Source organism: Pseudomonas sp. B21-032, from assembly GCF_024748965.1.
Taxonomy (GTDB): Bacteria; Pseudomonadota; Gammaproteobacteria; order Pseudomonadales; family Pseudomonadaceae; genus Aquipseudomonas.
In genome coordinates, this window is the sequence record NZ_CP087180.1 from 5,677,474 (window position 1) to 5,703,256 (window position 25,783).

Sequence of the window (25,783 nt, forward strand, 5' to 3'; positions counted from 1 at the left end):
GCCGCAAAAAAATTTGTGCTTTCATGCTCCCCGGGCGGGATTTACACCGCGCCCAGGGAGGTAACCGCTGTTACTTGCCCGACTTGATCTTGGTCCAGCTGCGCGTGATTTCGCGCTGGGCCTTGGCACCCGGGTCAGCAATTGCGTACAGCTGCTTCTTCACATCAGCCGGTGGGTAGATGCTCGGATCGCCCGAGATGTCCTTGTCCACCAGTGCGGTGGCCGCCTTGTTGCCGTTCGGGAAACGGACGGCATTGGTGATCTCGGCCATGATTTCCGGCTGCATCAGGAAATCCATGAACTTGTAGGCGGCTTCGACGTTGACGGCATCTTTAGGGATGGCAACCATGTCGTAGAAGGTACCGGCGCCTTCTTTCGGAATGATGTAGTCGAGCTTGACCTTGTCGCCGGCTTCGTGGGCACGTGCCTTGGACTGCTCCAGGTCACCCGAATAACCTACGGCCACGCAGATGTTGCCGTTGGCCAGGTCCGAGATGTACTTGGAGGAGTGGAAGTAGCCGATCGAAGGACGCACGCTGAGGAACAGGTCTTCGGCGGCTTTGAGGTCTTCTTTTTTCGTGCTGTTGGTCGGCTTGCCCAGGTAATGCAGCGCCGCCGGGATCATTTCGGTCGGGGCATCGAGGAAGCTCACGCCGCAGCTCTTGAGCTTGGCGATGTTTTCAGGCTTGAACACCACGTCCCAGGAATCGATCTTGTCGACGCCCAGCGCCGCCTTGACCTTCTCCGGGTTGTAGCCGATGCCGATGGAGCCCCACATGTACGGGAACGCATGCTTGTTGCCCGGGTCGCTGGCATCGCCAACGGCCTTGAGCAGGTCTTCGTCGAGGTTCTTCCAGTTTGGCAGTTTGGACTTGTCCAGCTCCTGATAGACGCCAGCCTTGATCTGCTTGGCCAGGAAGTTGTTCGACGGTACCACCACGTCGTAACCGGACTTGCCTGCCAGCAACTTGGCCTCGAGGGTTTCGTTGCTGTCGAAGACGTCGTAGACGACCTTGATACCGGACTGTTTCTCGAACTTGGCGACGGTGTCTGGTGCGATGTAGTCGGACCAGTTATAGACGTGCAGTACTTTGTCATCCGCCTGAACAGCACTGGCCATGGCGCCCATCAGGGACACGGCCAACAACGTCTTGCCCAATTTCTTCATGCGTAATGCTCCAGAATTTTTTATTTAGCCATCTGTTCAGCGGCCGGCTTATTCGGCGCAAGCTCCGAGCGACTGAAACAGCCGCTAGTCTGGCAAGTTACAAGGCGCTCTTTCAACAACAGAGGCGCCTTGAAACCCATTGATGCCATTACGCTAGCCTAGCACCTGGCTATTTCAGCGCTTCGAGCGTCAGGTCCAGGCATTTGCGCGCCTTTTCCACCAGCTCGTCGATCTCGGCGTGGCTGATCACCAGCGGCGGCGCAATGATCATGGTGTCGCCCACGGCGCGCATGATCAGGCCGTTGTCGAAGCAGAACTGGCGGCAGATCATGCCGGCACCCTGGCCTTCGTAACGGGCACGGGTGGCCTTGTCCTTGACCAGTTCGATGGCACCGAGCATGCCCAGGCCACGCACTTCGCCCACCAGCGGGTGATCGTTGAGCTCACGCAGACGTTTCTGCAAATACGGTGCCGTTTCGGCCTGAACCCGCTCGATGATCTTCTCGTCGCGCAGAATCCGCAGGTTTTCCAGGCCTACCGCCGCCGCCACCGGGTGGCCGGAGTAGGTGAAGCCGTGGTTGAAGTCGCCGCCTTGGCTAAGCACCTTGGCCACTTCGTCACGCACGATCACACCGCCCATGGGGATGTAACCGGAGGTCAGGCCCTTGGCGATGGTCATCAGGTCGGGCTTGAGGTCGTAGTAATCGGAACCGAACCACTCGCCAGTGCGACCGAAGCCACAGATCACTTCGTCGGCAATGAACAGGATGTCGTACTTGGCGAGGATCTCCTTGATCTTCGGCCAGTAGGTTTCTGGCGGAATGATCACCCCGCCGGCGCCCTGGATCGGCTCGGCAATAAAGGCGGCGACCTTGTCTTCGCCGACTTCGAGGATTTTCTTTTCCAGCTGCTCGGCAGCCCAGACCCCGAACTCGTCCGGGGTCATGTCGCCGCCCTCACCGAACCAGTATGGCTGCGGGATGTGCTCGATGCCCGGCAGCGTGCCACCCTGGGCATGCATGCCGCTCATGCCGCCCAGGGCGGCGCCGGCCACGGTGGAGCCGTGATAGCCATTGATACGGCCAATGATCACCTGTTTCTGCGGCTTGCCCTTGAGCGCCCAGTAATGGCGGACCATGCGCAGGTTGGTGTCGTTGCCTTCAGAACCGGAACCGGTGAAGAACACATGGGTCATGCCCTTGGGCGCCACGGCGGTAACCGCCTTGGCCAGCTCCAGTGCCGGTGGGTGGGCAGTCTGGAAGAACAGGTTGTAGTACGGCAGCTCGCGCATCTGCTTGGCGGCCACTTCAACCAGCTCTTCACGGCCATAACCGACCGCCACGCACCACAGGCCCGCCATGCCATCGAGGATTTTGTTGCCCTCGCTGTCCCACAGGTGCACGCCCTCGGCTTTGGTGATGATCCGCGGCCCCTTCTCTTTCAGCTGTTGATAGTCACTGAAAGGTGCCAGGTGATGCTCACTGCTAAGGGTTTGCCACTCACGGGTTTGCGGGTTGTTGACGCTCATGTGCTTCTCCGTTTGTTGACGGCCGCGGTCCTGCGGCTCCGGGTTGATCAGACCGCAAACAGCAGGAACTCACGTTCCCAGGAGCTGATTACGCGTTTGAAGTTTTCATGCTCGGCGCGTTTGGTGGCGACGTAGCCGGTAATGAATTTCTTGCCCAGGTAGGGTTCCAGGGCCTTGCAGTTTTCCATGCGCTCGAGGGCGTCCTCGATGGTCAGCGGCAGGCGCAGGTTGCGCCGCTCGTAACCACGACCCTGTACCGGCGCGCTCGGCTTGATGCCTTCGACCATGCCGATGAAACCGCACAGCAGGCTGGCGGCGATCGCCAGGTAGGGGTTGGCGTCGGCGCCTGGCAGGCGGTTCTCGACCCGGCGGTTCTGCGGGCCGGCATCCGGTACGCGCAGGCCGACGGTACGGTTCTCTTCGCCCCACTCGACGTTCACCGGCGCCGAGGTGTCGGGCAGGAAGCGACGGAACGAGTTGACGTTGGGGGCGAACAGCGGCAGCACCACCGGGATGAACTTCTGCAGGCCGCCGACGTGGTTGAGGAACAGCTCGCTCATGCGCCCGTCTTCGTCCGAGAAGATGTTCTTGCCGGTGTGCACGTCGATGATGCTCTGGTGCAGGTGCATGGCGCTGCCCGGCTCGCCGGTCATCGGCTTGGCCATGAAGGTGGCGGCGACGTTGTGCTTGAGCGCAGCCTCGCGCATGGTGCGCTTGAACACCAGGATCTGGTCGGCCAGCGACAAGGCATTCCCGTGACGGAAGTTGATTTCCATCTGCGCCGTGCCGTCTTCGTGGATCAGCGTGTCGAGGTCCAGGTTCTGCAGCTCGCACCAGTCGTAGACGTCCTCGAACAGCGGGTCGAATTCGTTGGCCGCTTCAATAGAGAAGGACTGGCGACCGGTTTCCGGGCGCCCGGAGCGGCCAATCGGCGGCTGCAGGGGGAAGTCCGGGTCTTCGCAGCGCTTGGTCAGGTAGAACTCCATCTCTGGCGCCACGATCGGCTGCCAGCCCTTGTCGGCGTAGAGCTTCAAAACCTTCTTGAGCACGTTGCGCGGCGACAGCTCGACCGGGTTGCCCTGCTTGTCGTAGGTGTCGTGGATCACCTGGGCGGTCGGCTCGATGGCCCAGGGCACGAGAAACACCGCGTTCTCGTCGGGGCGGCAGATCATGTCGATGTCGGCCGGGTCGAGCAGTTCGTAATAGATGTCGTCATCGACATAGTCGCCGGTCACGGTCTGCAGCAACACGCTCTCGGGCAGGCGCATGCCTTTTTCGGCGATGAACTTGTTGGTCGGCGAGATCTTGCCGCGGGTGATACCGGTGAGGTCGCTGATCAGGCACTCGACTTCGGTGATCTTGTGTTCTTTCAACCAATCGGTGAGCTGGTCGAGGTTGCTACTCATAAATACCTCAGGAGGTAAATGTCTGGACTGACGTCAGGACGTGACCCGGAGTGGGCCGTCCCAGACATTCTGGATGCCCCACGGGGCTAAAGCAAAAGTCAGGCGCAGGGAGGCCGCAACGGGCAGTTCCCGCAAGGCTGACGAGCCCGCTATAGTGATGGCAGAGGTCATTCGAAGTAGCGTCGACAGCAGGCAGGACGCCTGGGCCGTCAATTATTTCAGCCGGGGCGCAAGGTGCTGGCGCAGGGCGCAAGCCACCCGCGAGGAATGCGTGCAAACCGTTCTGCGAACGGCGGGCGATGATGCCGGTTGTCGGCAGGCGTGACATGTAACCCCCGGTATTATTGGTGTTATGGGTTGCCACCGAGCTTAGCCTTGTTCATTTTTTTACACAACACCCCCGTAAAAAATAGAACACGGCCCGCTCAAGATCGCCGTTACCGTACGAAAGCAGCCCTTGTCGGCGCCCCCAATTGCAGCAAAAATGCCGCTTGAGGGCCATTTTAGGGCATCATGGGGCTGGCTTGACTTCAGCAAGGCTTTCCGATTGACTGAACCTGCAAGCCCCCATTGATTGATATTTTTAACAACAAAGGTGTTGCATCATGTCGGTACCCCCGCGTGCCGTTCAGCTTAACGAAGCGAACGCGTTCCTTAAGGAACATCCTGAGGTTCTCTACGTTGACCTTCTGATTGCAGATATGAATGGTGTGGTGCGCGGCAAGCGCATCGAGCGCACCAGCCTCCACAAGGTTTACGAGAAAGGCATCAACCTGCCGGCCTCCCTCTTCGCCCTGGATATCAACGGCTCGACCGTCGAAAGCACCGGCCTTGGCCTGGACATCGGCGATGCCGACCGCATCTGCTATCCAATCCCGGACACCCTGTCCAACGAGCCCTGGCAAAAGCGCCCGACCGCGCAACTGCTGATGACCATGCACGAGCTCGAAGGCGAACCGTTCTTCGCTGACCCGCGGGAAGTCCTGCGCCAGGTCGTGAGCAAGTTCGACGAGCTGGGCCTGACCATCTGCGCCGCATTCGAGCTTGAGTTCTACCTGATCGACCAGGAGAACGTGAACGGCCGCCCGCAACCGCCGCGCTCGCCGATCTCCGGCAAACGCCCGATCTCGACCCAGGTCTACCTGATCGACGACCTCGACGAATACGTCGACTGCCTCCAGGACATCCTCGAGGGTGCCAAGGAACAAGGCATTCCGGCTGACGCCATCGTCAAGGAAAGCGCCCCGGCACAGTTCGAAGTCAACCTGCACCACGTTGCCGACCCGATGAAGGCCTGCGACTACGCGGTACTGCTCAAGCGCCTGATCAAGAACATTGCCTACGACCATGAAATGGACACCACCTTCATGGCCAAGCCCTACCCGGGCCAGGCGGGTAATGGTCTGCATGTCCATATCTCGGTGCTGGACAAAGATGGCAAGAACATCTTCACCAGCGAGGATCCCGAGCAGAACGCCGCACTGCGTCACGCGATCGGCGGTGTGCTCGAGACCCTACCGGCGTCGATGGCGTTCCTGTGCCCGAACGTCAACTCGTACCGCCGTTTTGGTGCCCAGTTCTACGTGCCGAATTCGCCAAGCTGGGGCCTGGACAACCGTACCGTGGCTCTGCGCGTACCGACCGGCACCCCGGACGCCGTGCGCATCGAACACCGCGTAGCCGGTGCCGACGCCAACCCGTACCTACTGATGGCCGCTGTACTGGCCGGTGTTCACCATGGCCTGACCAACAAGGTCGACCCGGGCGAGCCGGTTGAAGGCAACTCCTACGAGCAGAACGAGCAGAGCCTGCCAAACAACCTGCGTGATGCCCTGCGCGAGCTGGACGACAGCGAGATCCTGGCCAGGTACATCGATCCGAAATACATCGATATCTTCGTGGCCTGTAAAGAGAGCGAGCTGGAGGAGTTCGAACACTCCATCTCCGACCTCGAGTACAACTGGTATCTGCATACCGTTTGATGCTTGAGGGCCTTATCGCGGGTCAAGTCGGGTCGCCGCACCGCCGCTCCCACAAATATCTTCTGTGGGAGCGGGCTTGACCCGCGATGCTTTACAGCGCTTTTTCGAAGATCTTCGAATTGCGCTGATAGTTGTACAGCGATGCCCGCGCCGCCGGCAGCCGCTCGACGCCGCTAGGCACAAAGCCGCGTTCGCGGAACCAGTGCGCTGTCCGCGTTGTTAGCACAAACAGCGTGTTGAGCCCCATCTCCCGCGCCCGCGTCTCGATCCGTTCCAGCAACTCGTCACCGCGACCGCCGTGGCGATACTCCGGGTTGACCGCCAGGCACGCCAGCTCGCCCGCTTCGGAATCGGCAATCGGGTACAGCGCCGCACAGGCGATGATCATGCCCTCGCGCTCGACCACACTGAACTGCTCGATCTCACGCTCCAGCACCTCACGCGAACGGCGCACGAGAATGCCCTGCTCCTCCAGCGGGCTGATCAGGTCGAGCAAGCCGCCGACATCCTCGATCGCCGCCTCGCGTACCTTCTCGAACTGCTCCTGGGCCACCAGGGTGCCACCACCATCGCGGGTGAACAGCTCGGTGAGCAAGGCGCCATCTTCGCCATAGCTGACGATATGACTGCGCGCCACACCGCCCCGGCAGGCTTCGGCGGCGGCATCAAGCAGCTCGCCCTGGTAGTCGCTGCCCAGGCGCTGCAGGTGCGCCGGCACTTGCTGGGGGCGCAGTTCGCGCACCAGCCGGCCCTGTTCATCAAGCAGGCCGCGCTCGGCGCCGAACAGCAGCAGCTTGTCAGCATTCAGTTCAATCGCGGCGCGAGTGGCGACGTCTTCACAGGCGAGGTTGAAGATCTCGCCGGTGGGCGAATAGCCCAAAGGCGAAAGCAGGACGATAGAGCGCTCGTCGAGCAGGCGATTGATACCTTTGCGGTCGACCCGGCGCACTTCGCCGGTGTGGTGGTAATCAACGCCTTCGACCACGCCAATCGGCCGCGCGGTAACCAGGTTGCCGGCAGCCACGCGCAGGCGTGAGCCCTGCATCGGCGAGGCGGCCATGTCCATCGACAGGCGCGCCTCGATGGCGATGCGCAAGTGGCCGACGGCATCGATCACGCATTCAAGCGTCGCCGCATCGGTGATGCGCATGCCGCGGTGGTAGTGCGGGGTCAGGCCGCGGGCCGCCAGGCGGCTTTCGATCTGCGGGCGCGAGCCGTGGACCAGCACCAGGCGCACGCCAAGGCTGTGCAACAGCACCAGGTCGTGAACGATATTGCCGAAGTTGGGGTGCTCGACGCCGTCACCGGGCAGCATGACCACAAAGGTGCAGTCGCGGTGGGCGTTGATGTAAGGCGAAGCATGACGCAGCCAATTGACGTATTCGGGCATAACCGGAGAGCCTGTAGAAAATAGGGACAAGAACGGGAAAGCACACAGCGCTCGAAGGGTTATCGTCGGAACAGGCTTGGCGTCACGCGCAATCTCCTCTGCAAAACGGTTCAGCTCAGCGGGCAATTACCGGGCTGAGGCAATAATGTTCGATCAACTCACGCAATAGACGCACGGTAGGCTGCAAGCGTGACATTTCAAGGTATTCGCCCGGCTGGTGGGCGCAGGCGATGTCGCCGGGGCCCAGTACCAGGGTCTCGCAACCCAGGCGCTGAAGATAAGGCGCTTCGGTGCCAAAGGCTACCGCTTCGGCGCGATGGCCGGTAAGACGTTCGGCGACCCGTACCAGTTCCGCATCGGCGGCCTGCTCGAACGGCGGTACCTCGGGGAACAGCGGCGCGTAGTCGATGCGCACCTGATGCTGCTCGGCCAGCGGCGCCAGTTTGTGCCGGATGGCGTTGCGCAGTACTTCAGGGTCCATGCCCGGCAGCGGGCGCAGGTCGAACTCCAGGGCGCACTGCCCGCAGATGCGGTTGGGGTTGTCGCCGCCGTGGATGCAGCCGAAGTTCATCGTCGGTTGCGGCACGCTGAACTGGGCATTGCTGTATTCACGCTGCCACTGCCGGCGCAGGTTCATCAGCTCGCCCATCACCTGGTGCATGGCCTCCAGTGCGCTATGGCCCAGGCTCGGATCGGACGAATGGCCACTGCGCCCAAGAATGTCGATGCGCTCCATCATCACCCCTTTGTGCAGGCGGATCGGCTTGAGCCCGGTCGGCTCGCCGATCACCGCCGCACGGCCCAGCGGCCGGCCGGCCTCGGCCAGGGCGCGGGCGCCGGCCATCGAGCTCTCTTCGTCACAGGTGGCGAGAATCAACAATGGCTGCTTGAAGTCATGCGTCAGCAGCGGCTGCACGGCCTCGATGATCAGGGCGAAGAAGCCCTTCATGTCGCAACTGCCCAGGCCCACCCAGCGGCCGTCGACCTCGGTCAGCTTGAGCGGGTCGGTCTGCCACAGCTCGGGATCATACGGCACGGTATCGCTGTGCCCGGCCAGCACCAGGCCGCCCGGGCCGCTGCCGTAGCTCGCCAGCAGGTTGTACTTGCCCGGGGTCACCTGCTGAATGTCACAGGCAAAACCCAGGTCCCCCAGCCAGCCGGCCAGCAGGTCGATCACCGCACGGTTGGACTGATCCAGCGACGGCTGGGTACAACTGACCGATGGCGCGGCGATCAGGGCGGCGAACTGCTCTTTGAGCGATGGCAACGGCATGCGCTTTCTCCTTGGGCGAAGCTCATCATAGGGCCATCCGGCACCGGGAATAAACCGCCGCGAGCCGACTCCTGTACACTGCACCCCCAAGACGCTCCCTGTCATTCGAGCCTGGATTACCCAGCAATGCATAAAGAAACCGAAATCAAACTGCGGGTCAGCCGCGAGACCCTCGCCGCCCTGCGTGAACACCCATTGCTGAACAAGCGCAACAAGTCCGGGTGGCAAAGCCGCGAACTGCTCAACCAGTACTTCGACACTCCGGAGCGCGACCTGGCCGCCGCCAAGGTCGCCCTGCGCCTGCGCCGCGACGGCGAGGTGGTCATCCAGACCCTCAAGACCCGCGGCCAGAGCGTCGCCGGCCTGTCCCAGCGCAACGAGTTCGAATGGCAGTTGCCCAAGGCCAAGCTCGACCTGAAAAAACTCGACGCCGAGTGCTGGCCAGAGCAACTGGCCGATGTCGACAAAAAGACCATCAAGGCGCTGTTCACCACCGATTTCACCCGTGAGTACGCCGAAATCGCCTGGGGCCGCGGCAAGGCCAAAGTGGTAATCGAAGCCGCCCTGGACCTCGGCACCGTGGTCGCCGGCAAGCAAAAAGAAGAGATCTGCGAGCTGGAGCTCGAGCTGCGCGAAGGCGCCCCCGAAGCCCTGCTGGAACTGGCCGCCGAGCTGTCAGCCAAGCTGCCGCTGATGCCCTGCGACATCAGCAAGGCCGAGCGCGGCTACCGCCTGCTCGACGCCGGCAGCTACGCCCTGAGCCTGCCAGCCGCCGAACTGAACGCCGAAATGACCCTCGACGACGCCTTCGCCGCGTTGGCCTTGCAGCTGCTCGGCAGCAGCCAACGCCTGGCCGAACAGTACCGTTTCAACGGTCACTGGCGCCTGCTGCAAGACTGGGTCGAAAACCTCTGGGAACTGCGTGCCCTGGCCAGCAGCCTCGGCCAGGCCGGCCCACGCGCCAGCACCCGCGAGTTGCGCAACAGCCTCGACGCCCTGCTCGAAGACTGGCGCCCGCTGGTGCTCGCCGGTGCCGACGACGAAGATGTACGCCGCGCAGCGCCCGAGCAGTTCGCCGAGGAGCTGCTGGAAACCCGCTGGGGCCAGTTCTCCCTGGAGACCTCGCGCTGGCTGCTGGCCCGCGCCTGGACCGTCGAGCGCAACAAGCGCGGCGACCGCCAGGGCGCCGCGCAACTGGCCAACTGGCTGAACGTGCTGCTGGCCGAAGAAGCCAAGGCCCTCAACCTGCCGCTGTACCATCGCCAACCGGAAGACCTGGCCGAGCAGCTGCCGCGCATCGAGCGCCTGCTGGCCTGGCTGCACCATGCCCGCCAGGTGCTGGAAAGCCCGGACCTGGACCGCCTGTTCGGCGAGCTGAACAAGCTCCAGGAACTGGCCAACCTGCCGATCAGCGACGAAGTGCTCGAAGCCCGCGTCCACCAGGCCATGGCCGTGTTCCAGAGCCGCGGCTGGAAACACCTGCTGCGCAAGTAAGGCTCAAGGCAATACCGGCAAACTCGTCGTGGACTTGATTTCGGACAAGGCCACGGTCGAGTTGACCTCCTGGATCCCCGGCACCATCGACAGCTTTTCGAAGAAGAACCGTTCGTAGGCTTCGATGTCCGGGGTGACAATGCGCAGCAGAAAATCCACTGCGCCCATCAGCACATAACACTCCAGCACTTCCGGAAAACCGCGGATCGCCTCGGTAAACTCGGTGAAGTTGGAGCGCCCGTGGGCGTTGAGTTTGACCTCGGCGAAAATCTGCGTGTTCAGGCCGATCTTCTTGCGGTCGAGCAGGGTCACCTGGGCGCGAATCACCCCCTCCTCTTTCAGGCGTTGTATGCGCCGCCAGCAAGGCGATTGCGACAAGCCCACGCGCTCGGCGATCTGCGCGCTGGAGAGCGAGGCATCTTCCTGCAGCAAGGCCAGGATGCGCCGGTCATAAGCATCCAGTTCGCTGTGCATGATTATTTCTCCAAAGTCATTAGCTGCGAATTGATCTATTCAAGATTGAGCAATATCGCACGATCATAGAGAAGAAATGCCCCGGCCCGCATGTAAAAATTTCTCCACTTTTTGCGGAGAAACCCATGAGCGCTCTCGAACGGCTGGACAGCCCCCTTACGCCCTTGCGCCACGATGTCTGGGCCGCCAACAACGCCCACAGCGATGTCTGCTATCAACTGCAGGTCGAAGCCGAGCCCGACAGCCTGTGCCGGGTGCTCAACCTGTTTGCCCTGCAATTTCTGGTACCACATCGCTTGAATGTCGAGCAGCAGGATGACCTGCTCAACGTCGAGATTGGCATCAGCGGCCTTAGCTGGCACCGCGCCGAGCTGATTGCGCAAAAAATGCGCAACCTGATTTGCGTAAGCGAAGTGCAGTTGAGCACTGCCGGAAAAGCCTGGTAACCCTTGTTCAGCGGGAAGCCCCGGCTCAGCCGCTAACCTTGCTCAAGCCACCACTGTCGGTGGCGCGGCAAGGAAGCCCGCAGCCATGCACAACCTTAGCGAAGATCGCTGGCTTGACCTGAACACCCTGCTGGACGAGCTGCTGGCCGAGCAACGCATCAGCCCGGCTGATCGCGGCAATTGCCCGCCGGTGCAGCACGACCAGCACCCGCTGGAGTGGATCGCCAGCCAGCAGCTTGCCGACCTGCTTAATCCCGGCCAGCACCTGGACCTCGATAGCCTGTGCCAATGGCTGGCCAGGCAGGCCGGGCAGCCGTACCTGCGTATCGATCCCCTGGAGATCGACCCCGCCCGCCTCACCGGCCTGATGTCTGCAGGCTTCGCCCGGCGCCACGGCATCCTCGCGGTGGCCGCCGATGCCAGCGGCGTCACCGTGGCCAGCGCACAACCTTATGTACGCGCCTGGGAAGCGGACCTGGCGCAGGTGCTGCAACGGCCAATCAAGCGCGTGCTGGCCAGCCCGGTGCAGATCCGTCAGCTCAGCCAGACGTTTTTCCAGGTCGCGCAATCGGTCAGCGGCGCCAGTCAGCAGCAGTCGACGCCAATCGCTGCGGGTAATCTTGAGCAGTTGCTTGAGCTGGGCGCGCGCGGGGCTGACGCACAAGCCAACGATGCGCACATTGTCAGCATCGTCGACTGGCTGTTGCAGTACGCCTTCGAGCAGCGCGCCAGCGATATCCACCTCGAGCCCCGGCGCGACCAGGGCCAGCTGCGCTTTCGCATCGACGGCGTGCTGCACCCGGTCTACCAGTTTCCGGGGCCGGTGACTCTGGCGGTGGTCAGCCGCCTGAAAAGCCTGGGGCGCATGAATGTCGCAGAAAAACGCCGGCCCCAGGACGGCCGGATCAAGACCCGCCTGCCAGGCGGCGCAGAGGTCGAGCTGCGGCTGTCGACCCTGCCGACCACATTCGGTGAAAAGCTCGTACTGCGTGTTTTCGATCCACAGTTGCTGCAACAGGACTTTGCCCAACTGGGCCTCGGCGGCGCCGACCTCAAGCGCTGGCTGGCCATGCTCGACCATCGCCACGGCATTATCCTGGTCACCGGGCCTACCGGCTCGGGCAAAACCAGCACCCTGTACGCCAGCCTCAAACACCTGGCTACCCCGCAGATCAACCTGTGCACCGTCGAAGACCCGATCGAGATGGTAGAACCGGCCTTCAACCAGTTGCAGGTGCAACCAGCCATCGACCTCGACTTTGCCGCCGGTACCCGCGCCCTGCTGCGCCAGGACCCGGATGTCATCATGATCGGCGAAATACGCGACCTGGAAACCGCTCAGGTGGCGATCCAGGCCGCCCTCACCGGCCACCTGGTGCTCTCGACCCTGCATACAAACGATGCCTGCAGCGCCATCACCCGCCTGCTGGAGCTGGGCATTGCGCCCTACCTGCTCAAGGCCAGCCTGATCGGGGTCATGGCCCAGCGCCTGGTGCGTACCCTGTGCCGGCACTGCAAGGGAGCGCCGCTGGGGTGCCGGGAATGCCGGCACACCGGGTATCACGGCCGTAGCGCGATCTTCGAGTTGCTGGGCATCAGCGATGCGCTCAAGTCACTCATCAACCGTGAAGCCGACCTGCCTGGCCTGCGCCAACTGGCGTTGAAGGAAGGGATGCACAGCCTCAGGCAAAGTGGCCTGGACAAAGTCGCGGCCGGGCAGACAAGCCAGACTGAAGTGCTTCGCGTCACGGCCTGAGGCTGCGCCAAAGCTTTTACCCGGGCAGGGAACTAGATCTGCGCAAAGCCGATCAAAGGCCCCAGTTCACCTCACGTTGGAGTCACCCCCGATGCGCCTCAAATTCGCAGTCGCAACCCTCGCCCTGCTGTCCCTGCCGGTTGGTTCTGCCATGGCCGATACCTTCTGGCGCAACGTCATCTCGTCCGGCGCCACTACCGGTTCCACCTACCTGACCTTCAAGGACCACAAACTGGTCATGGCGGCCCAGGATGATGCCGGCAGCTACGTCGCCAGCGAAGGCGCGATTCGCGGCCCGTACCTGGAAGCGGCGATGCACAAAGTGCGCGCCGACAACCCGGGGCTGCAAGTCAGCGACATGGAACTGGCCAATGCGATCCTGGCCAAGAATGCGCTAGCCAGCGAGTAAGCTCGCGACCGCTGTGGGAGCGGATAAATCCCCTCCCACACCAATAGCGCTTCAACGATAGTCATCCACCGGCACACAGGCGCAAAACAGGTTCCTGTCGCCATACACATTGTCGACGCGATTCACTGCCGGCCAATACTTGTGCTGCCGCGCATGGGCACTGGGCGCCACGCCCTGGGCAATGCTGTAGGGCCGCTCCCACACCCCTAGCACATCCTCCAGCGTATGCGGCGCATGCTTGAGCGGGTTGTCTTCGGCCGGCCAGTTACCCTCCTGCACTTCACGGATCTCGGCGCGAATGCTCAGCATCGCCTCGACAAAGCGATCCAGCTCGGCCTTCGACTCGCTCTCGGTCGGCTCGACCATCAGGGTGCCCGGCACCGGGAACGACATGGTCGGCGCGTGGAAACCGTAATCCATCAAGCGCTTGGCCACATCCTCCTCGGTGATGCCGGTCAAGGCCTTGAGCGGGCGCAGATCGAGGATGCATTCATGGGCCACCCGTTCATTGCGCCCGCGATAAAGCACCGGGAAGGCGCCGCCCAATTGCTCGGCCAGGTAGTTGGCCGAGAGGATCGCCACCTCGCTGGCATCGGCCAGTTGCGGGCCCATCATGGCGATGTACATCCAGCTGATCGGCAAAATGCTCGCGCTGCCCCAGGGCGCGGCGCTGACTGCGGTGTTCTGCGGGTCGGGGCCAGGCAGCGGGATGACCGGGTGGCTGGCGACAAACGGCGCCAGGTGTGCGCGCACACCGATCGGGCCCATGCCCGGGCCGCCACCGCCGTGGGGGATGCAGAAGGTCTTGTGCAGGTTCATGTGCGAGACGTCGGCGCCGATATCCGCTGGCCGCGCCAGGCCGACCTGGGCATTGAGGTTGGCACCGTCCATGTACACCTGGCCGCCGTGCGTGTGGATAACCTCGCAGATCTCGCTGATGCCTTCCTCGTACACACCATGGGTCGATGGGTAGGTCGCCATCAGGCACGACAGCTTGTCGCCAGCCGCCTGCGCCTTGGCTTTGAGGTCGGCCAGATCGACGTTGCCGGCCTGGTCGCACTCGACGATCACCACCTGCATCCCGGCCATCTGCGCCGAGGCCGGGTTGGTGCCATGGGCCGAGGCCGGGATCAGGCAGATATCACGTTGCGGTTGATGACGGCTGCGGTGGTACTTGGCAATTGCCATCAGCCCGGCGTACTCGCCCTGAGCGCCGGAGTTGGGTTGCATGCAGATGGCATCGAAGCCGGTGATCGCGCACAGCCAGCTTTCCAGCTCGTCGATCATCGCCTTGTAGCCCTGCACCTGCGCGGCCGGGGCAAAGGGGTGCAACAAGGCAAAACCCGGCCAGGTGATCGGGATCATCTCGCTGCTGGCATTGAGTTTCATGGTGCACGAGCCCAGCGGGATCATCGACTGGTTCAGCGCCAGGTCCTTGTTCTCCAGCTGCTTAAGGTAGCGCAGCATCTCGGTTTCACTGTGGTGCAGGTTGAACACCGGGTGGCTGAGAAAAGCCGAGCGTCGCACCAATGCCGACGGAATGCCCTCGGGCTGCGCCAGAGCATCCAGCGCGGCGATATCCAGGCCGTGGTCGGCGCCCAGGAAGATATCGAACAGGCGCATCACCGTGGTTTCGTCACAGGTCTCGTCGAGGCTCACGCCCAGTTGCCCGCGACCCAGAATCCGCAGGTTGATCTGCGCCACCTCGGCGCTTTCGATAATGGCCGTCTGACTGCCGCCGACTTCCAGGGTCAGGGTGTCGAAGAAGTGCTCGTTGAGGCGCTTGATGCCCTTGCTCTCCAGACCCGCCGCCAACACGAAGGTCAACGCATGCACCCGCTGGGCGATGCGCTGCAGGCCCTCCGGGCCGTGGTACACCGCATAGAAGGCGGCGATGTTGGCCAGCAGCACCTGGGCGGTGCAGATGTTGGAGTTGGCCTTCTCGCGGCGGATATGCTGTTCGCGGGTTTGCAGGGCCATGCGCAACGCGGTGTTGCCGCGGGCATCCTTGGACACGCCGATGATGCGCCCAGGCATGGCCCGCTTGAATTCGTCCCGGCAGGCAAAGTACGCCGCATGCGGGCCACCAAAGCCCATGGGCACGCCGAAGCGCTGAGAGGAGCCCAGTACCACGTCGGCGCCCTGCTCACCCGGCGGCATCAGCATCACCAGGCTGAGCAGATCGGCAGCGACGCAGGCCAGCGCCTGCTGGGCATGCAGCTGGGTAATCAGCGGCCGCAAGTCACGCACTTCGCCGTGGGTATCGGGGAATTGCAGCAAGGCCCCGAACACCTTGTACTTGGCGAGGTTATCCACAGCGTCGACGATCAGTTCGAAACCGAAGCCCTCGGCGCGGGTCTGCAGCACCGAGAGGGTTTGCGGGTGGCAGTGTTCATCGGCGAAGAAGGCATTGCTTTTCGACTTGGCCACGCGCTTGGCCAGGGCCATGGCTTCTGCCGCGGCAGTGGCTTCGTCGAGCAACGAGGCGTTGGCGAGGTCCAGGCCGGTGAGGTCGATGATCATTTGCTGGAAATTGAGCAAGGCTTCCAGGCGGCCCTGGGCGATTTCCGGTTGATACGGGGTATAGGCGGTGTACCAGCCCGGGTTTTCGAGGACGTTACGCAAAATGACGGTTGGCGTGATGGTGCCGTGATAACCCATGCCGATCAGGCTGGTCCACACCTGGTTCTGCTCGGCATAGCCCTTGAGCCTGCCCAGGGCAGCCTGTTCATCGAGGGCCTCAGGCAGCTCCAGTGGCCGGTTCAAACGGATGCCCGGCGGCACGGTCTGTTCGATCAGCTCGCGGCGGCTGCCAACCCCGAGGGTAGCGAGCATGGCCTGCTGCTCCGAGGCATCGGGGCCCAGGTGGCGACGCAGAAAAGGATTGCGGTCGTGCAGTTGGCTCAGGGACGGCGACTGGGACATAGCGGCTCTCTCTTCCTCGACCAAGCCTCGAGCGCTCGAGGCATATTGAGTCTAGGAAGAGATTGCCGCCTGCGTGAAACTATTCGCCGATGGCGGCTTTGTAACCGGCGGCGTCGAGCAATTTGTCCAGCTCGGCCTTGTCGCTTGGCTTGAGCTTGAAGATCCAGCTGGCGTACGGATCGTTGTTCAGTTCCTCAGGGCTGTCGGCCAGCGCCTCGTTGACTGCGATCACTTCACCGCTGACCGGTGCGTAGATGTCGGAAGCTGCCTTGACCGACTCGACCACGCCCGCCGCATCGCCGGCGGCAAAGACCTTGCCCACTTCCGCCAGCTCGACGAACACCACGTCACCCAGGGCTTCCTGGGCATGGTCGCTGATCCCGACAGTCACAGAGCCATCGGCTTCCAGCCGGGCCCATTCGTGGCTTTCGGCAAAACGCAGGTCGGCGGGGATATTGCTCATAATTGTTGTCCTCGATTGGGTCAGCGGTTGGCCCGCCAGAATTGGGTTCAGATCAGGATCTTGCCATGGCGCACGAAGGTCGGCTTGACCACCCGCACCGGGTACCACTTGCCGCGAATCTCCACCTCGGCACGATCGGCGGTGGCCATCGGCACCCGCGCCAGGGCAATGGATTTGCTCAGCGTAGGAGAGAAACTACCACTGGTGATCTCCCCTTCGCCAATCCCGGCGACACGGACCACCTGATGGGCGCGTAAAACCCCGCGCTCTTCGAGCACCAGGCCGACCAGTTTCTGCTCGACGCCATGCTCGATTTCTTCCAGCAGGCCCTTGCGACCGATGAAGTCACGCGCTGCCGGCTCCCAGGCGATGCTCCAGCCCAGGTTCGAGGTCAGCGGCGTGTGGGCTTCGTCGATGTCCTGGCCATACAGGTTCATGCCCGCTTCCAGGCGCAGGGTATCGCGGGCGCCAAGGCCGCTAGGGGCGATGCCGGCGCCGACCAGGTCGTTGAAGAACGCCGGCGCCTGTACCGCCGGGAAAATGATTTCCAGGCCATCCTCACCGGTATAACCGGTGCGGGCGATGAACCAGTCACCGTCGGCCAGGCCTTCGAAGGGCTTGAGTTCACGGATCAGCGCAGCGCGGGCAGCGGTTACCAGCTCCGCGACCTTTTCTCGCGCCTGCGGGCCCTGGATGGCAAGGATGGCCAGTTCCGGGCGCTCGCTCAGCTCGACCTCGAAGCCGATCATCCGCGCCTGCAGCCAGGCCAGGTCCTTGTCGCGGGTCGAGGCGTTGACCACCAGGCGGTAACCGTCTTCACAGCGGTAGACGATCATGTCGTCGATCACCCCGCCCTGCTCGTTGAGCATGGTGCTGTACAGGGCCTTGCCGGTGGCGTTCAGGCGCGCGACATCATTGGCCAGCACCTGTTGCAGCCAGGCACCGGCCTGGGCGCCACGGATATCGATCACGGTCATGTGGGATACATCGAAGACCCCGCAGGCCTGGCGCACCTGATGGTGTTCCTCGACTTGCGAGCCGTAATGCAGGGGCATATCCCAACCGCCAAAATCGACCATCTTGGCGCCGAGGGCCAAGTGCAGGTCATAAAGAGGCGTACGCTGTCCCATGGGTTTCTCCTTCCGGGCGTGGCGAGGCTACGGCGGCTGGCAGCGTTGCAGCTACCCGGTCTGTAGGACCGGCCGCAGCGAATGCCGCGCATTGTAGCTGCAAGCAAGCAGGCTTACACCCTTAGCGCGTTTGACCGGGGTGGCGGGCCGAACGTCGAATCAGGCCGATGACCGGCAGCAAGCCGACCAGCACCAGGGTCAGCGCCGGTAGCGAAGCCCGCGACCATTCGCCTTCGCTGGTCATCTCGAATACCCGAACCGCCAGGGTATCCCAGCCAAAGGGGCGCATCAGCAAGGTCGCCGGCATTTCCTTGAGCACGTCGACGAATACCAGCAGCGCCGCGCTCATGGCACCGGGCACCAGCAAGGGTAGATACACCTTGAAAAACAATCTCGGGCCACTGACCCCCAGGCTGCGCGAAGCTTCAGGCAAGGACGGGCGAATCCGTCCCAGGCTGTTTTCCAGCGGGCCGTAGGCCACGGCGATAAAGCGCACCAGATACGCCAGCAACAAGGCCGACAGGCTGCCGAGCAGCAACGGCTTGCCGGCACCACCGAGCCAGCCGGACAGCGGCACCACCAAGTGGTTATCGAGGTAACTGAAGGCCAGCATGATCGACACCGCCAGCACCGAGCCGGGCAAGGCATAGCCCAGGTTGGCCAGACCGACGCCGGCGCGGATGGTCGAGGTCGGCGCCTGGCGCCGGGCAAACGCCAGCATCAGGGCAACACACACAGTAATCAGTGCCGCCATGGCGCCCAGGTACAGGGTATGCAGGATCAGCCCGGCATAGCGCTCATCAAGGTCGAAACGCCCGCGCTGCCAGAACCACACCAGCAACTGCAGCATCGGCACCACGAAGGCACAGGCGAAGACCAGCAGGCACCAGCTGCTGGCGGCCAGGGCCTTGATGCCCCGCAAGTGATACAAGGCCTGGCCGCGCGGGCGTTCGTTGCTGCTGCGCACGGCGCCACGGGCCCGGCGCTCGCCGTACAGCACCAGCATCACCGCCAGCAACAGCAGGCTGGCCAGTTGCGCGGCGCTTGAGAGGCTGAAGAAGCCATACCAGGTCTTGTAGATGGCGGTAGTGAAGGTGTCGAAGTTGAACACTGACACCGCGCCAAAATCCGCCAGGGTTTCCATCAATGCCAGGGCCACCCCGGCACCGATGGCCGGCCGCGCCATGGGCATGGCAACCCGCCAGAATGCCTGCAGCGGCGACAGACCCAGAACCCGCGCCGCTTCCATCAGGCCCTTGCCCTGGGCCAGGAAGGCGTTACGGGCCAGCAGGTAGACGTAGGGGTAGAACACCAACACCAGCACGGTGATGACCCCGCCGGTAGAACGCACCCGCGGCAGGCGCAAGGGCCCGAACCATTCGCGCAACAAGCTTTGCACCGGCCCGGCGAAATCCAGCAGGCCGACAAACACGAACGCCAGCACATAGGCCGGAATCGCGAACGGTAGCATCAAGGCCCAGTCGAGCCAGCGCCGCCCGGGGAACTCGCACAGGCTGGTGAGCCAGGCCAGGCTCACGCCCAGCACCGTCACACCAATGCCGACACCGAGGATCAGCGTCAGGGTGTTGCCCAGCAGGCGGCTCATCTGGGTATCGAGCAGGTGCGACCAGATCTGCAGGTCGACCGACTGCCAGGACAACAACAGCACGCTCAGCGGCAGCAGCACCAGGGCGGCGATGATGAAGACCAGGGGGTACCAGCGGCGTTGGGCGGGGTGGGCCAAAAGGAAAAATCTCTATGTAGAAGCACAGGCTCTGTGGGAGCGGGCTTGCCCCGCGATTGCATTGTGTCAGTCACATTGCAATCGCGGGGCAAGCCCGCTCCCACAGGGGGCCGATAAGGGCCCCGGAAGGATAAAGCCTGGCGCTTAGTTCCAGCCAGCCCGATCCATCAGGCGGATGGCTTCGGCCTGGCGTTTGCCGGCCACTTCCACAGCAATGCTGTCGGCCTTGAAGGTGCCCCAGGCAGCCACTTCTTCAGATGGCGCCACGGCCGGGTTGGCCGGGAACTCCTGGTTCACGCCGGCGAAGATTTTCTGCGCCTCGGCACCGGTCATCCATTCGACCAGCTTCTTCGCCGCCTCAGGGTGCGGCGCATATTTGGTCAGGCCGATACCCGAGAGGTTGACGTGCACGCCACGGTCAGCCTGGTTGGGCCAGAACAGCTTGACTGCCAGCTTGGGGTTTTCCTTGTGCAGGCGGCCGTAGTAGTAGGTGTTGACGATGCCGACGTCGCACTGGCCGGCGTTGATCGCCTGGAGCAAGGCGGTGTCGTCGGAGAATACATCGGTGGACAGGTTGTTGACCCAGCCCTTGATGATCTCTTCGGTTTTTTGCTCGCCATGGGTTTCGATCAGGGTAGCGGTCAGCGACTGGTTGTAGACCTTCTTCGCCGTACGCAGGCACAGGCGACCTTCCCAGTTTTTGTCGGCCAGGGCCTCGTAGGTGCTCAGCTCTTCGGGTTTGACCCGCTCGGTGGAGTAGGCGATGGTCCGTGCGCGCAGGCTCAGGCCGGTCCAGTCGTGGGACGAGGCGCGGTACTGGGCGGGGATGTTCTTGTCGATGACGTCCGACTTGATCGGCTGCAGGATGCCCATCTGCTCGGCCTGCCAAAGGTTGCCGGCGTCGACGGTGAGCAGCAGGTCGGCGGTGGCGTTCTCACCCTCGGCCTTGATCCGCTGCATCAGCGGCGCTTCCTTGTCGGTGATGAACTTGATCTTCACCCCGGTTTCTTTGGTGTAGGCATCGAATACCGGTTTGATCAGCTCGTCGATGCGCGAGGAATACACCACCACCTCGTCCGCCGCCTGGGCGGCCGTGCCGAACAGGGTCAGAGCCAGGGCGGCCATTACGTGCTTGCGTGGCAACATGGTGCAGTCCTCGGAATTCATGAGAGGCGCAAATGGTAGTTAATCCCATTTGCCTTCTCAACCGAACTCACAAGGGAGGAGTTACCAGATGTTGCGGGGCCCTCAGGCCCGCGCCAGTTCCGGCAGGTCACCGCTCAAGCCCAAGGCCTGGCGCACGAACAGGGCCTTGGCTTCCGGCAATTGCTCGATCCATTTCAGGCCGCTGTTGCGCAACCAGCGCAACGGCAGTGGATCGGCCTGGAACAAGCGCTCGAAGCCTTCCATCGCCGCCATCAAGGCCAGGTTGTGCGGCATGCGTCGGCGCTCGAAACGGCTCAGCACGCGAATATCAGCCAGGCGCTCGCCACGCTCGTAGGCATGCAGCAACTCTTCGGCCAGTACCGCGGCATCAAGGAAACCGAGGTTGACGCCCTGCCCGGCCAGCGGGTGGATGGTGTGCGCGGCATCGCCGATCAGCGCCAGGCCTTCGGCCACGTAACGCTTGGCGTGACGCTGGCGCAGCGGCACGCAAACCCGTGGGTCGGCCTGCAGGACGCCGCCCAGGCGCCCTTCGAAGGCGCGCTCAAGCTCGGCGCAGAACGCCTCGTCGCTCAAGGCCATCAAGTGTTCAGCCTGCTCGGGGGTGGTCGACCAGACGATCGAGCACCAGTCCTGCTGGCCATCGCGCAACAGCGGCAGGAACGCCAGTGGGCCCTCGTCGGTAAAACGCTGCCAGGCGGTCGCCTGATGCGGCCGGGCGCAACGCACGCTGGTGACGAGGGCGTGGTGTAGATAATCCCACTCGCGGGTCTCGCAGCCGGTCAGGCGGCGTACCGCCGAGTTGGCGCCGTCGGCAGCAATCACCAGCGGCGCACGCAGGGTACGGCCGTCGGCCAGGGTCAGCAGCCAGTCGTCGCCGGAGCGACGCATCTGCTCCAGGCGGGCATTGGCCAGCAGGCCGATTTCGCTGTCGTGCAGACGCTCCAGCAGGCCATCTTGCACCACCCGGTTCTCGACGATATGGCCAAGCACTTCGGCGTGCACGCTGGCCGCCGAGAAGTGGATCCGGCCGGTGCCGCTGCCATCCCACACGTGCATGTCCGAGTAGGGGCTCAGGCGTCGCTCGCTGACTCCCTGCCAGGCGCCCAGGCGTTCGAGAATGCGCTGGCTGGCCGCCGACAAGGCACTGACCCGCGGCTCAAACGCCGACTGCTGGTCGAAGGGTTTGATCGACAAGGGGCTGCCGTCGAGCAAGAGAATTTCCAGGCCGCTGTGCTGCAACGCCAGGGCCAGGGCGCTGCCGACCATACCGGCACCGACAATCAACAGATCTGCGCGCATTTCCATGCCTTAAGCCTGTCTCGCTTGCGGCTTGAGCCGCACGTAAAGGGTTTTGTCGACCCGCGCCACCAGTTCACCGGCGGCGTCGCGGATATCGACCTGAAGTCGTGGCAGGTACTTTTTGCCGCCGGCGGTGTGCTGGCGGATGTCGTCGAGCAGGGCATCGTCGATGCGCAGGTCGGCGAACACCGGGCCCTTGCCCGGCGACACGAAATCGATGCTGGCGGCCTTGTCCCAGACGATGTACTCACGCCCGAGCAGCTCCATCAGCATCAGCATGTAGAACGGGTCGACCATCGAGTACAGGCTGCCGCCGAACTGGGTGCCGACATAGTTGCGGTTGAACCAGCGCAGGCCCATGCGCACGCGGATGTGGCGCAGGTCGGGGCTGACGCTGAGCACGCGAATGCCCGCGCCCAGGTACGGCGGGTAGATATTCAGCAGCCAGCGCAGCCTGCGCGCGCGCCGGGCCAGTTTGCGCGGGTCGCTCATGCTCAGCTCCGTGGGTCCGGGCGAGTGCCCAGGCCCATGGCCTGGCGGGCGAACCAGCGCTTGGCCGGAGGCAACAGGTCGAGGCCGAGCAGGCCCAGGTTGCGGCCGGTAGCGACCAAGGGTTGAGCGCTGCCGAACAATCGGGTGACGCGGTCGGAGAAGCCCACGGTCAGGTCCTGGTCCAGGCGCTGACGCTCGCGGTAGGCCTGCAGGGTGGCGAAATCACCCGGCACTCCAGGGCTGGCCAGCAAGCCGTCGGCCAGCGACTGCACATCGCGCAGCGACAGGTTGAAGCCCTGCCCGGCAATCGGGTGCAGGCTGTGCGCAGCGTTGCCAAGGACTACCAGATGCGGGCGCACCTGCTCCTGGGCCTCGACCAGCGACAACGGATACAAGTGCCGGGCGCCGACCTGGCGCAGCGCACCGAGGCGGTAGCCAAACACGTCCTGCAGCTCGCTGAGGAAGCTGCGTTCGTCCAGCTCGGCCAGGCGCTTGGCGTCCATACCGGCACGGGTCCAGACCAGCGCGCAGCGGTTCTCCGGCAATGGCAGCAAGGCCATCGGCCCTTCGTCGGTAAAGCGCTCGAAAGCCTGGCCGCAATGGGCTTCGCTCGGGGTGATGTTGGCGATCAGGGCGCTCTGGTTGTACGGCCGCTGGCTGACATGAATACCCAGTTGCTCGCGCAGGCCGGAGCGGCCGCCATCGGCCAGTACCGCCAGGTCGCATTCAAGCGTGGTGTCGTCGTTGAGCGACAGCCGGTAACCGTCTTCCAGCGGCTGCAGGGCGGTGACCTCCGCCGGGCAGCGCCAGCTCACCACCTCAGCGTCCAGGCCCTGCCACAGGCACTGGCCAAGCCAGGCGTTCTCGACCACGTAACCGAGCGCCGGTACCCCTTCTTCCAGGGCGTCCAGGCGGGTGGCGCCAAAACGGCCACGGTCGGAGACCTGGATCTGGCGGATCGGCTCGGCGCGGCGGCTGATCTGTTGCCACAGGCCAAGACGCTCGTAGATTTGCCGGGTACCGAAAGACAACGCCGAAGAGCGGGCGTCATAGCTCGGCTGGAAACTGTCACCCGGAGCGAACGGCTCGATCAGCAGGATCTTCCAGCCACGCGCCTTGGCCCCGGCCTGCAGGGCCAGGGCCAGGCTGGCGCCAACCAGGCCGCCGCCAATGATCGCAAGGTTGACCCGGCTCATGCTGCGGCACTGCGCGCAGCAGCCATCAAGGCTTCGATTTCGGCAACCGTCTTGGGTACGCCGGAGGTCAGGATTTCACAGCCCTGCTTGGTTACCACTACGTCATCCTCGATTCGCACACCGATGCCACGCCATTTTTTCGCGACACTCTGGTTATCGGCACCAATGTAAATGCCCGGTTCAACAGTCAGGGCCATGCCCGGCTCGAGCACTCGCCACTGGCCGCCGACCTTGTACTCGCCGACATCATGCACATCCATGCCCAGCCAGTGCCCGGCGCGGTGCATGTAGAAAGCCCGATAGGCTTCGCTTTCAATCAGTTCGTGCACCTGGCCCTTGAGCAGGCCCAGTTCCACCAGGCCTTCGGTAATCACTTGCACCGTGGCCTCATGGGCGTGATTCCAGTGCTTGCCCGGGGCGATGACCGCAAAGGCCGCTTCCTGGGCCTTGAGCACCAGCTCGTAGATGGCCTTCTGCTCCGGCGAAAAGCGCCCGCTGACCGGGAAAGTGCGAGTGATGTCGCTGGCGTAGCAGTCAATCTCGCAACCGGCGTCGATCAGCACCAAGTCGCCGTCCTTGAGCGGCGCGTCGTTCTCCTGGTAATGCAGGATGCAGCTGTTGCGCCCGGCGGCGACGATCGAGCCGTAGGCCGGCATCTTCGCCCCGCCCTTGCGGAACTCGTAGTCGAGCTCGGCTTCCAGGCTGTATTCGCGCAAACCGGCGCGGCAGGCCTGCATGGCCCGCACGTGGGCACGGGCGGAAATCGCCGCGGCCTCGCGCATTACTTTCACTTCCGCCGCCGATTTATACAGGCGCATGTCGTGCAGCAGATGATCCAGGGCAACGAATTCGTTCGGCGGCTGCGCACCCAGCCGCGCTTTGGAGCGGATGACGTTGATCCACTCCATCAAGTGGCGGTCGAACTCGGCGTTGCTGCCCATGGCCGAATACACCCGGTCGCGGCCTTCGATCAGGCCGGGGAGGATGTCGTCGATATCGGTGATGGGGAAAGCATCATCGGCGCCAAAATCGCGGATCGCCCCTTCCTGGCCAGCGCGCAGGCCGTCCCAGAGCTCGCGCTCGGGATTGCGCTCGCGGCAGAACAATACGTACTCGCCGTGCTCGCGGCCGGGGATCAGGGCGATCACCGCCTCGGGCTCGGGGAAGCCGCTGAGGTACTGGAAGTCGCTGTCCTGGCGGTACACGTGCTCGACGTCGCGGTTGCGGATGGCAACTGCGGCGGCGGGCAGGATGGCGATGCTGTTGGGTTCCATCTGCGCCATCAGCGCCTTGCGTCGACGGGCGTATTCCGACTTGGGGATGTGGCTCATGGGCAGTGGCAGTCCGTGGTTGATCAGTGCAACGAAGGTTTGGCCGCAGGCTCGACCGGCTGCTTCAGCTCGGTGTAGAGCAGCAGCGGGGCGACGCGCAGGTATTCCATGACTTCCATATAGTCGTTTTCGCCGTCTTCGGACTCTTCCAGGGCGTCCTGGACCTGAGAGATCGCGACCAGGTCCTGCAGCACTTCCTTGGCCTCGGTGCTCAGGTCCTTGCCACCGGCATTCAAACCGAAACCGGCAATGAAGCCCTGGCACCATTGACCCAGGGCGGTGGCACGCTCGGTCAGCGGCTCATCATCACCCGGCAGCAACAGCACCACGGTGATATCGTCGCTGGTCAGTTCGCCCTTGACCATTTCTTGCAGGCCGATCAAGGCGTTACGAACGTTGTCTGCCGGTTCGCTTTCCAGCAGTTGCGCAGCATCGGCCAACCATGCATCGGCATCGAAGCCGGCACCGGCGCAGCTGCGCCCGAGCAACAGCCCGTGCAGTTCGGCAGGGGAAACAGGATGCCCGTTGCTGCTGAGCAAGGTGGCGAAGGCGGTGTACGGCGAATTGATATTGGGCATGGGCAACTAGGCGCCAGACGGCGCAATGACTAGAATGAAGACCTTGTATCCTAGCACCGGCAGGCGCGCCAAGACCATCGACGCGGCCAACTCCGGGCCGGCCAGGGCATAAACCGGGCAACCACCCGCACG

21 protein-coding genes are annotated in these 25,783 nt (G+C 63.4%); 5 read left to right on the top strand and 16 right to left on the bottom strand.

From position 1 onward, the window contains the following. Window positions 1–70: 70 nt before the first annotated feature. The 3 genes from LOY54_RS26275 to LOY54_RS26285 form a co-directional block, all read right to left on the bottom strand. Window positions 71–1,168 carry a polyamine ABC transporter substrate-binding protein gene (locus tag LOY54_RS26275; protein ID WP_258608559.1) on the bottom strand — a complete coding sequence of 366 codons (1,098 nt, stop codon included), beginning with the start codon at window positions 1,166–1,168 and terminating at the stop codon, window positions 71–73. Window positions 1,169–1,337: 169 nt separating this feature from the next. After that, a complete protein-coding gene (locus LOY54_RS26280; RefSeq protein ID WP_093378291.1) occupies window positions 1,338–2,696 on the bottom strand; it encodes an aspartate aminotransferase family protein in 1,359 nt (452 codons plus the stop codon). 47 nt (window positions 2,697–2,743) lie between these two features. Next, window positions 2,744–4,102: a glutamine synthetase family protein gene (locus tag LOY54_RS26285; RefSeq protein ID WP_045201108.1), complete on the bottom strand. Its 1,359-nt coding sequence runs from the start codon at window positions 4,100–4,102 to the stop codon at window positions 2,744–2,746. A 605-nt stretch (window positions 4,103–4,707) separates the two neighbouring features. Between LOY54_RS26285 and LOY54_RS26290 the strand changes: the two genes are divergently transcribed. Continuing rightward, complete coding sequence (locus LOY54_RS26290) at window positions 4,708–6,084, top strand: glutamine synthetase family protein (RefSeq protein WP_045201104.1); 1,377 nt, start codon at window positions 4,708–4,710, stop codon at window positions 6,082–6,084. Window positions 6,085–6,175: 91 nt separating this feature from the next. Here LOY54_RS26290 and argA read toward each other — a convergent pair whose 3' ends face one another. Together argA and argE are read right to left on the bottom strand one after the other, a co-directional pair. Beyond that, window positions 6,176–7,474, bottom strand: a complete 1,299-nt coding sequence (argA, locus tag LOY54_RS26295; protein ID WP_195885279.1) for an amino-acid N-acetyltransferase — start codon at window positions 7,472–7,474, stop codon at window positions 6,176–6,178. A gap of 115 nt (window positions 7,475–7,589) precedes the next feature. Continuing rightward, entirely contained in the window at window positions 7,590–8,747 is a 1,158-nt protein-coding gene (gene argE / locus LOY54_RS26300; RefSeq protein ID WP_258608561.1) for an acetylornithine deacetylase, read from the bottom strand. Window positions 8,748–8,873: 126 nt separating this feature from the next. Between argE and LOY54_RS26305 the strand changes: the two genes are divergently transcribed. After that, window positions 8,874–10,241 carry an inorganic triphosphatase gene (locus tag LOY54_RS26305; RefSeq protein WP_258608563.1) on the top strand — a complete coding sequence of 456 codons (1,368 nt, stop codon included), beginning with the start codon at window positions 8,874–8,876 and terminating at the stop codon, window positions 10,239–10,241. 3 nt (window positions 10,242–10,244) lie between these two features. Here the strand turns inward: LOY54_RS26305 and LOY54_RS26310 are convergent, their stop codons facing one another. After that, complete coding sequence (locus LOY54_RS26310) at window positions 10,245–10,715, bottom strand: Lrp/AsnC family transcriptional regulator (protein ID WP_123565204.1); 471 nt, start codon at window positions 10,713–10,715, stop codon at window positions 10,245–10,247. A 125-nt stretch (window positions 10,716–10,840) separates the two neighbouring features. On the opposite strand from LOY54_RS26310, the gene LOY54_RS26315 reads away from it, so the two are divergent. From LOY54_RS26315 to LOY54_RS26325, 3 genes are all read left to right on the top strand, one after another. Then, window positions 10,841–11,161: a hypothetical protein gene (locus LOY54_RS26315; RefSeq protein WP_195885282.1), complete on the top strand. Its 321-nt coding sequence runs from the start codon at window positions 10,841–10,843 to the stop codon at window positions 11,159–11,161. A gap of 85 nt (window positions 11,162–11,246) precedes the next feature. After that, on the top strand, window positions 11,247–12,917 hold the full coding sequence (locus tag LOY54_RS26320) for a GspE/PulE family protein (protein WP_258608566.1): 1,671 nt from the start codon (window positions 11,247–11,249) through the stop codon (window positions 12,915–12,917). A 91-nt stretch (window positions 12,918–13,008) separates the two neighbouring features. After that, a complete protein-coding gene (locus LOY54_RS26325) occupies window positions 13,009–13,326 on the top strand; it encodes a DUF2388 domain-containing protein (protein WP_045201089.1) in 318 nt (105 codons plus the stop codon). A 51-nt stretch (window positions 13,327–13,377) separates the two neighbouring features. Here LOY54_RS26325 and gcvP read toward each other — a convergent pair whose 3' ends face one another. From gcvP to LOY54_RS26375, 10 genes are all read right to left on the bottom strand, one after another. Next, window positions 13,378–16,251: an aminomethyl-transferring glycine dehydrogenase gene (gene gcvP / locus LOY54_RS26330; protein ID WP_258608567.1), complete on the bottom strand. Its 2,874-nt coding sequence runs from the start codon at window positions 16,249–16,251 to the stop codon at window positions 13,378–13,380. A gap of 79 nt (window positions 16,252–16,330) precedes the next feature. Beyond that, complete coding sequence (gene gcvH / locus LOY54_RS26335) at window positions 16,331–16,714, bottom strand: glycine cleavage system protein GcvH (protein WP_195885285.1); 384 nt, start codon at window positions 16,712–16,714, stop codon at window positions 16,331–16,333. Between the two features lie 47 nt (window positions 16,715–16,761). Then, window positions 16,762–17,844 (bottom strand): glycine cleavage system aminomethyltransferase GcvT, encoded by a 1,083-nt coding sequence (gcvT, locus tag LOY54_RS26340; protein ID WP_045201083.1) that lies wholly within the window; start codon window positions 17,842–17,844, stop codon window positions 16,762–16,764. A 121-nt stretch (window positions 17,845–17,965) separates the two neighbouring features. Next, window positions 17,966–19,588, bottom strand: a complete 1,623-nt coding sequence (locus LOY54_RS26345; RefSeq protein ID WP_045201080.1) for an iron ABC transporter permease — start codon at window positions 19,586–19,588, stop codon at window positions 17,966–17,968. A gap of 144 nt (window positions 19,589–19,732) precedes the next feature. Next, entirely contained in the window at window positions 19,733–20,734 is a 1,002-nt protein-coding gene (locus LOY54_RS26350; protein WP_045201202.1) for an extracellular solute-binding protein, read from the bottom strand. 102 nt (window positions 20,735–20,836) lie between these two features. Then, entirely contained in the window at window positions 20,837–22,054 is a 1,218-nt protein-coding gene (locus LOY54_RS26355) for a 2-octaprenyl-3-methyl-6-methoxy-1,4-benzoquinol hydroxylase (protein WP_258610750.1), read from the bottom strand. A gap of 9 nt (window positions 22,055–22,063) precedes the next feature. Further along, window positions 22,064–22,546 (bottom strand): DUF4442 domain-containing protein, encoded by a 483-nt coding sequence (locus tag LOY54_RS26360; RefSeq protein WP_045201076.1) that lies wholly within the window; start codon window positions 22,544–22,546, stop codon window positions 22,064–22,066. A gap of 2 nt (window positions 22,547–22,548) precedes the next feature. Beyond that, window positions 22,549–23,742 (bottom strand): 2-octaprenyl-6-methoxyphenyl hydroxylase, encoded by a 1,194-nt coding sequence (ubiH, locus tag LOY54_RS26365; RefSeq protein WP_045201074.1) that lies wholly within the window; start codon window positions 23,740–23,742, stop codon window positions 22,549–22,551. Further along, window positions 23,739–25,073, bottom strand: coding sequence for a Xaa-Pro aminopeptidase (gene pepP / locus LOY54_RS26370; RefSeq protein ID WP_045201072.1), 1,335 nt, complete (start codon window positions 25,071–25,073; stop codon window positions 23,739–23,741). Before pepP ends, ubiH begins: the two co-directional genes overlap by 4 nt. Before the next feature lie 23 nt (window positions 25,074–25,096). After that, window positions 25,097–25,651, bottom strand: a complete 555-nt coding sequence (locus LOY54_RS26375) for a YecA family protein (RefSeq protein ID WP_045201070.1) — start codon at window positions 25,649–25,651, stop codon at window positions 25,097–25,099. Window positions 25,652–25,783 lie beyond the last annotated feature (132 nt).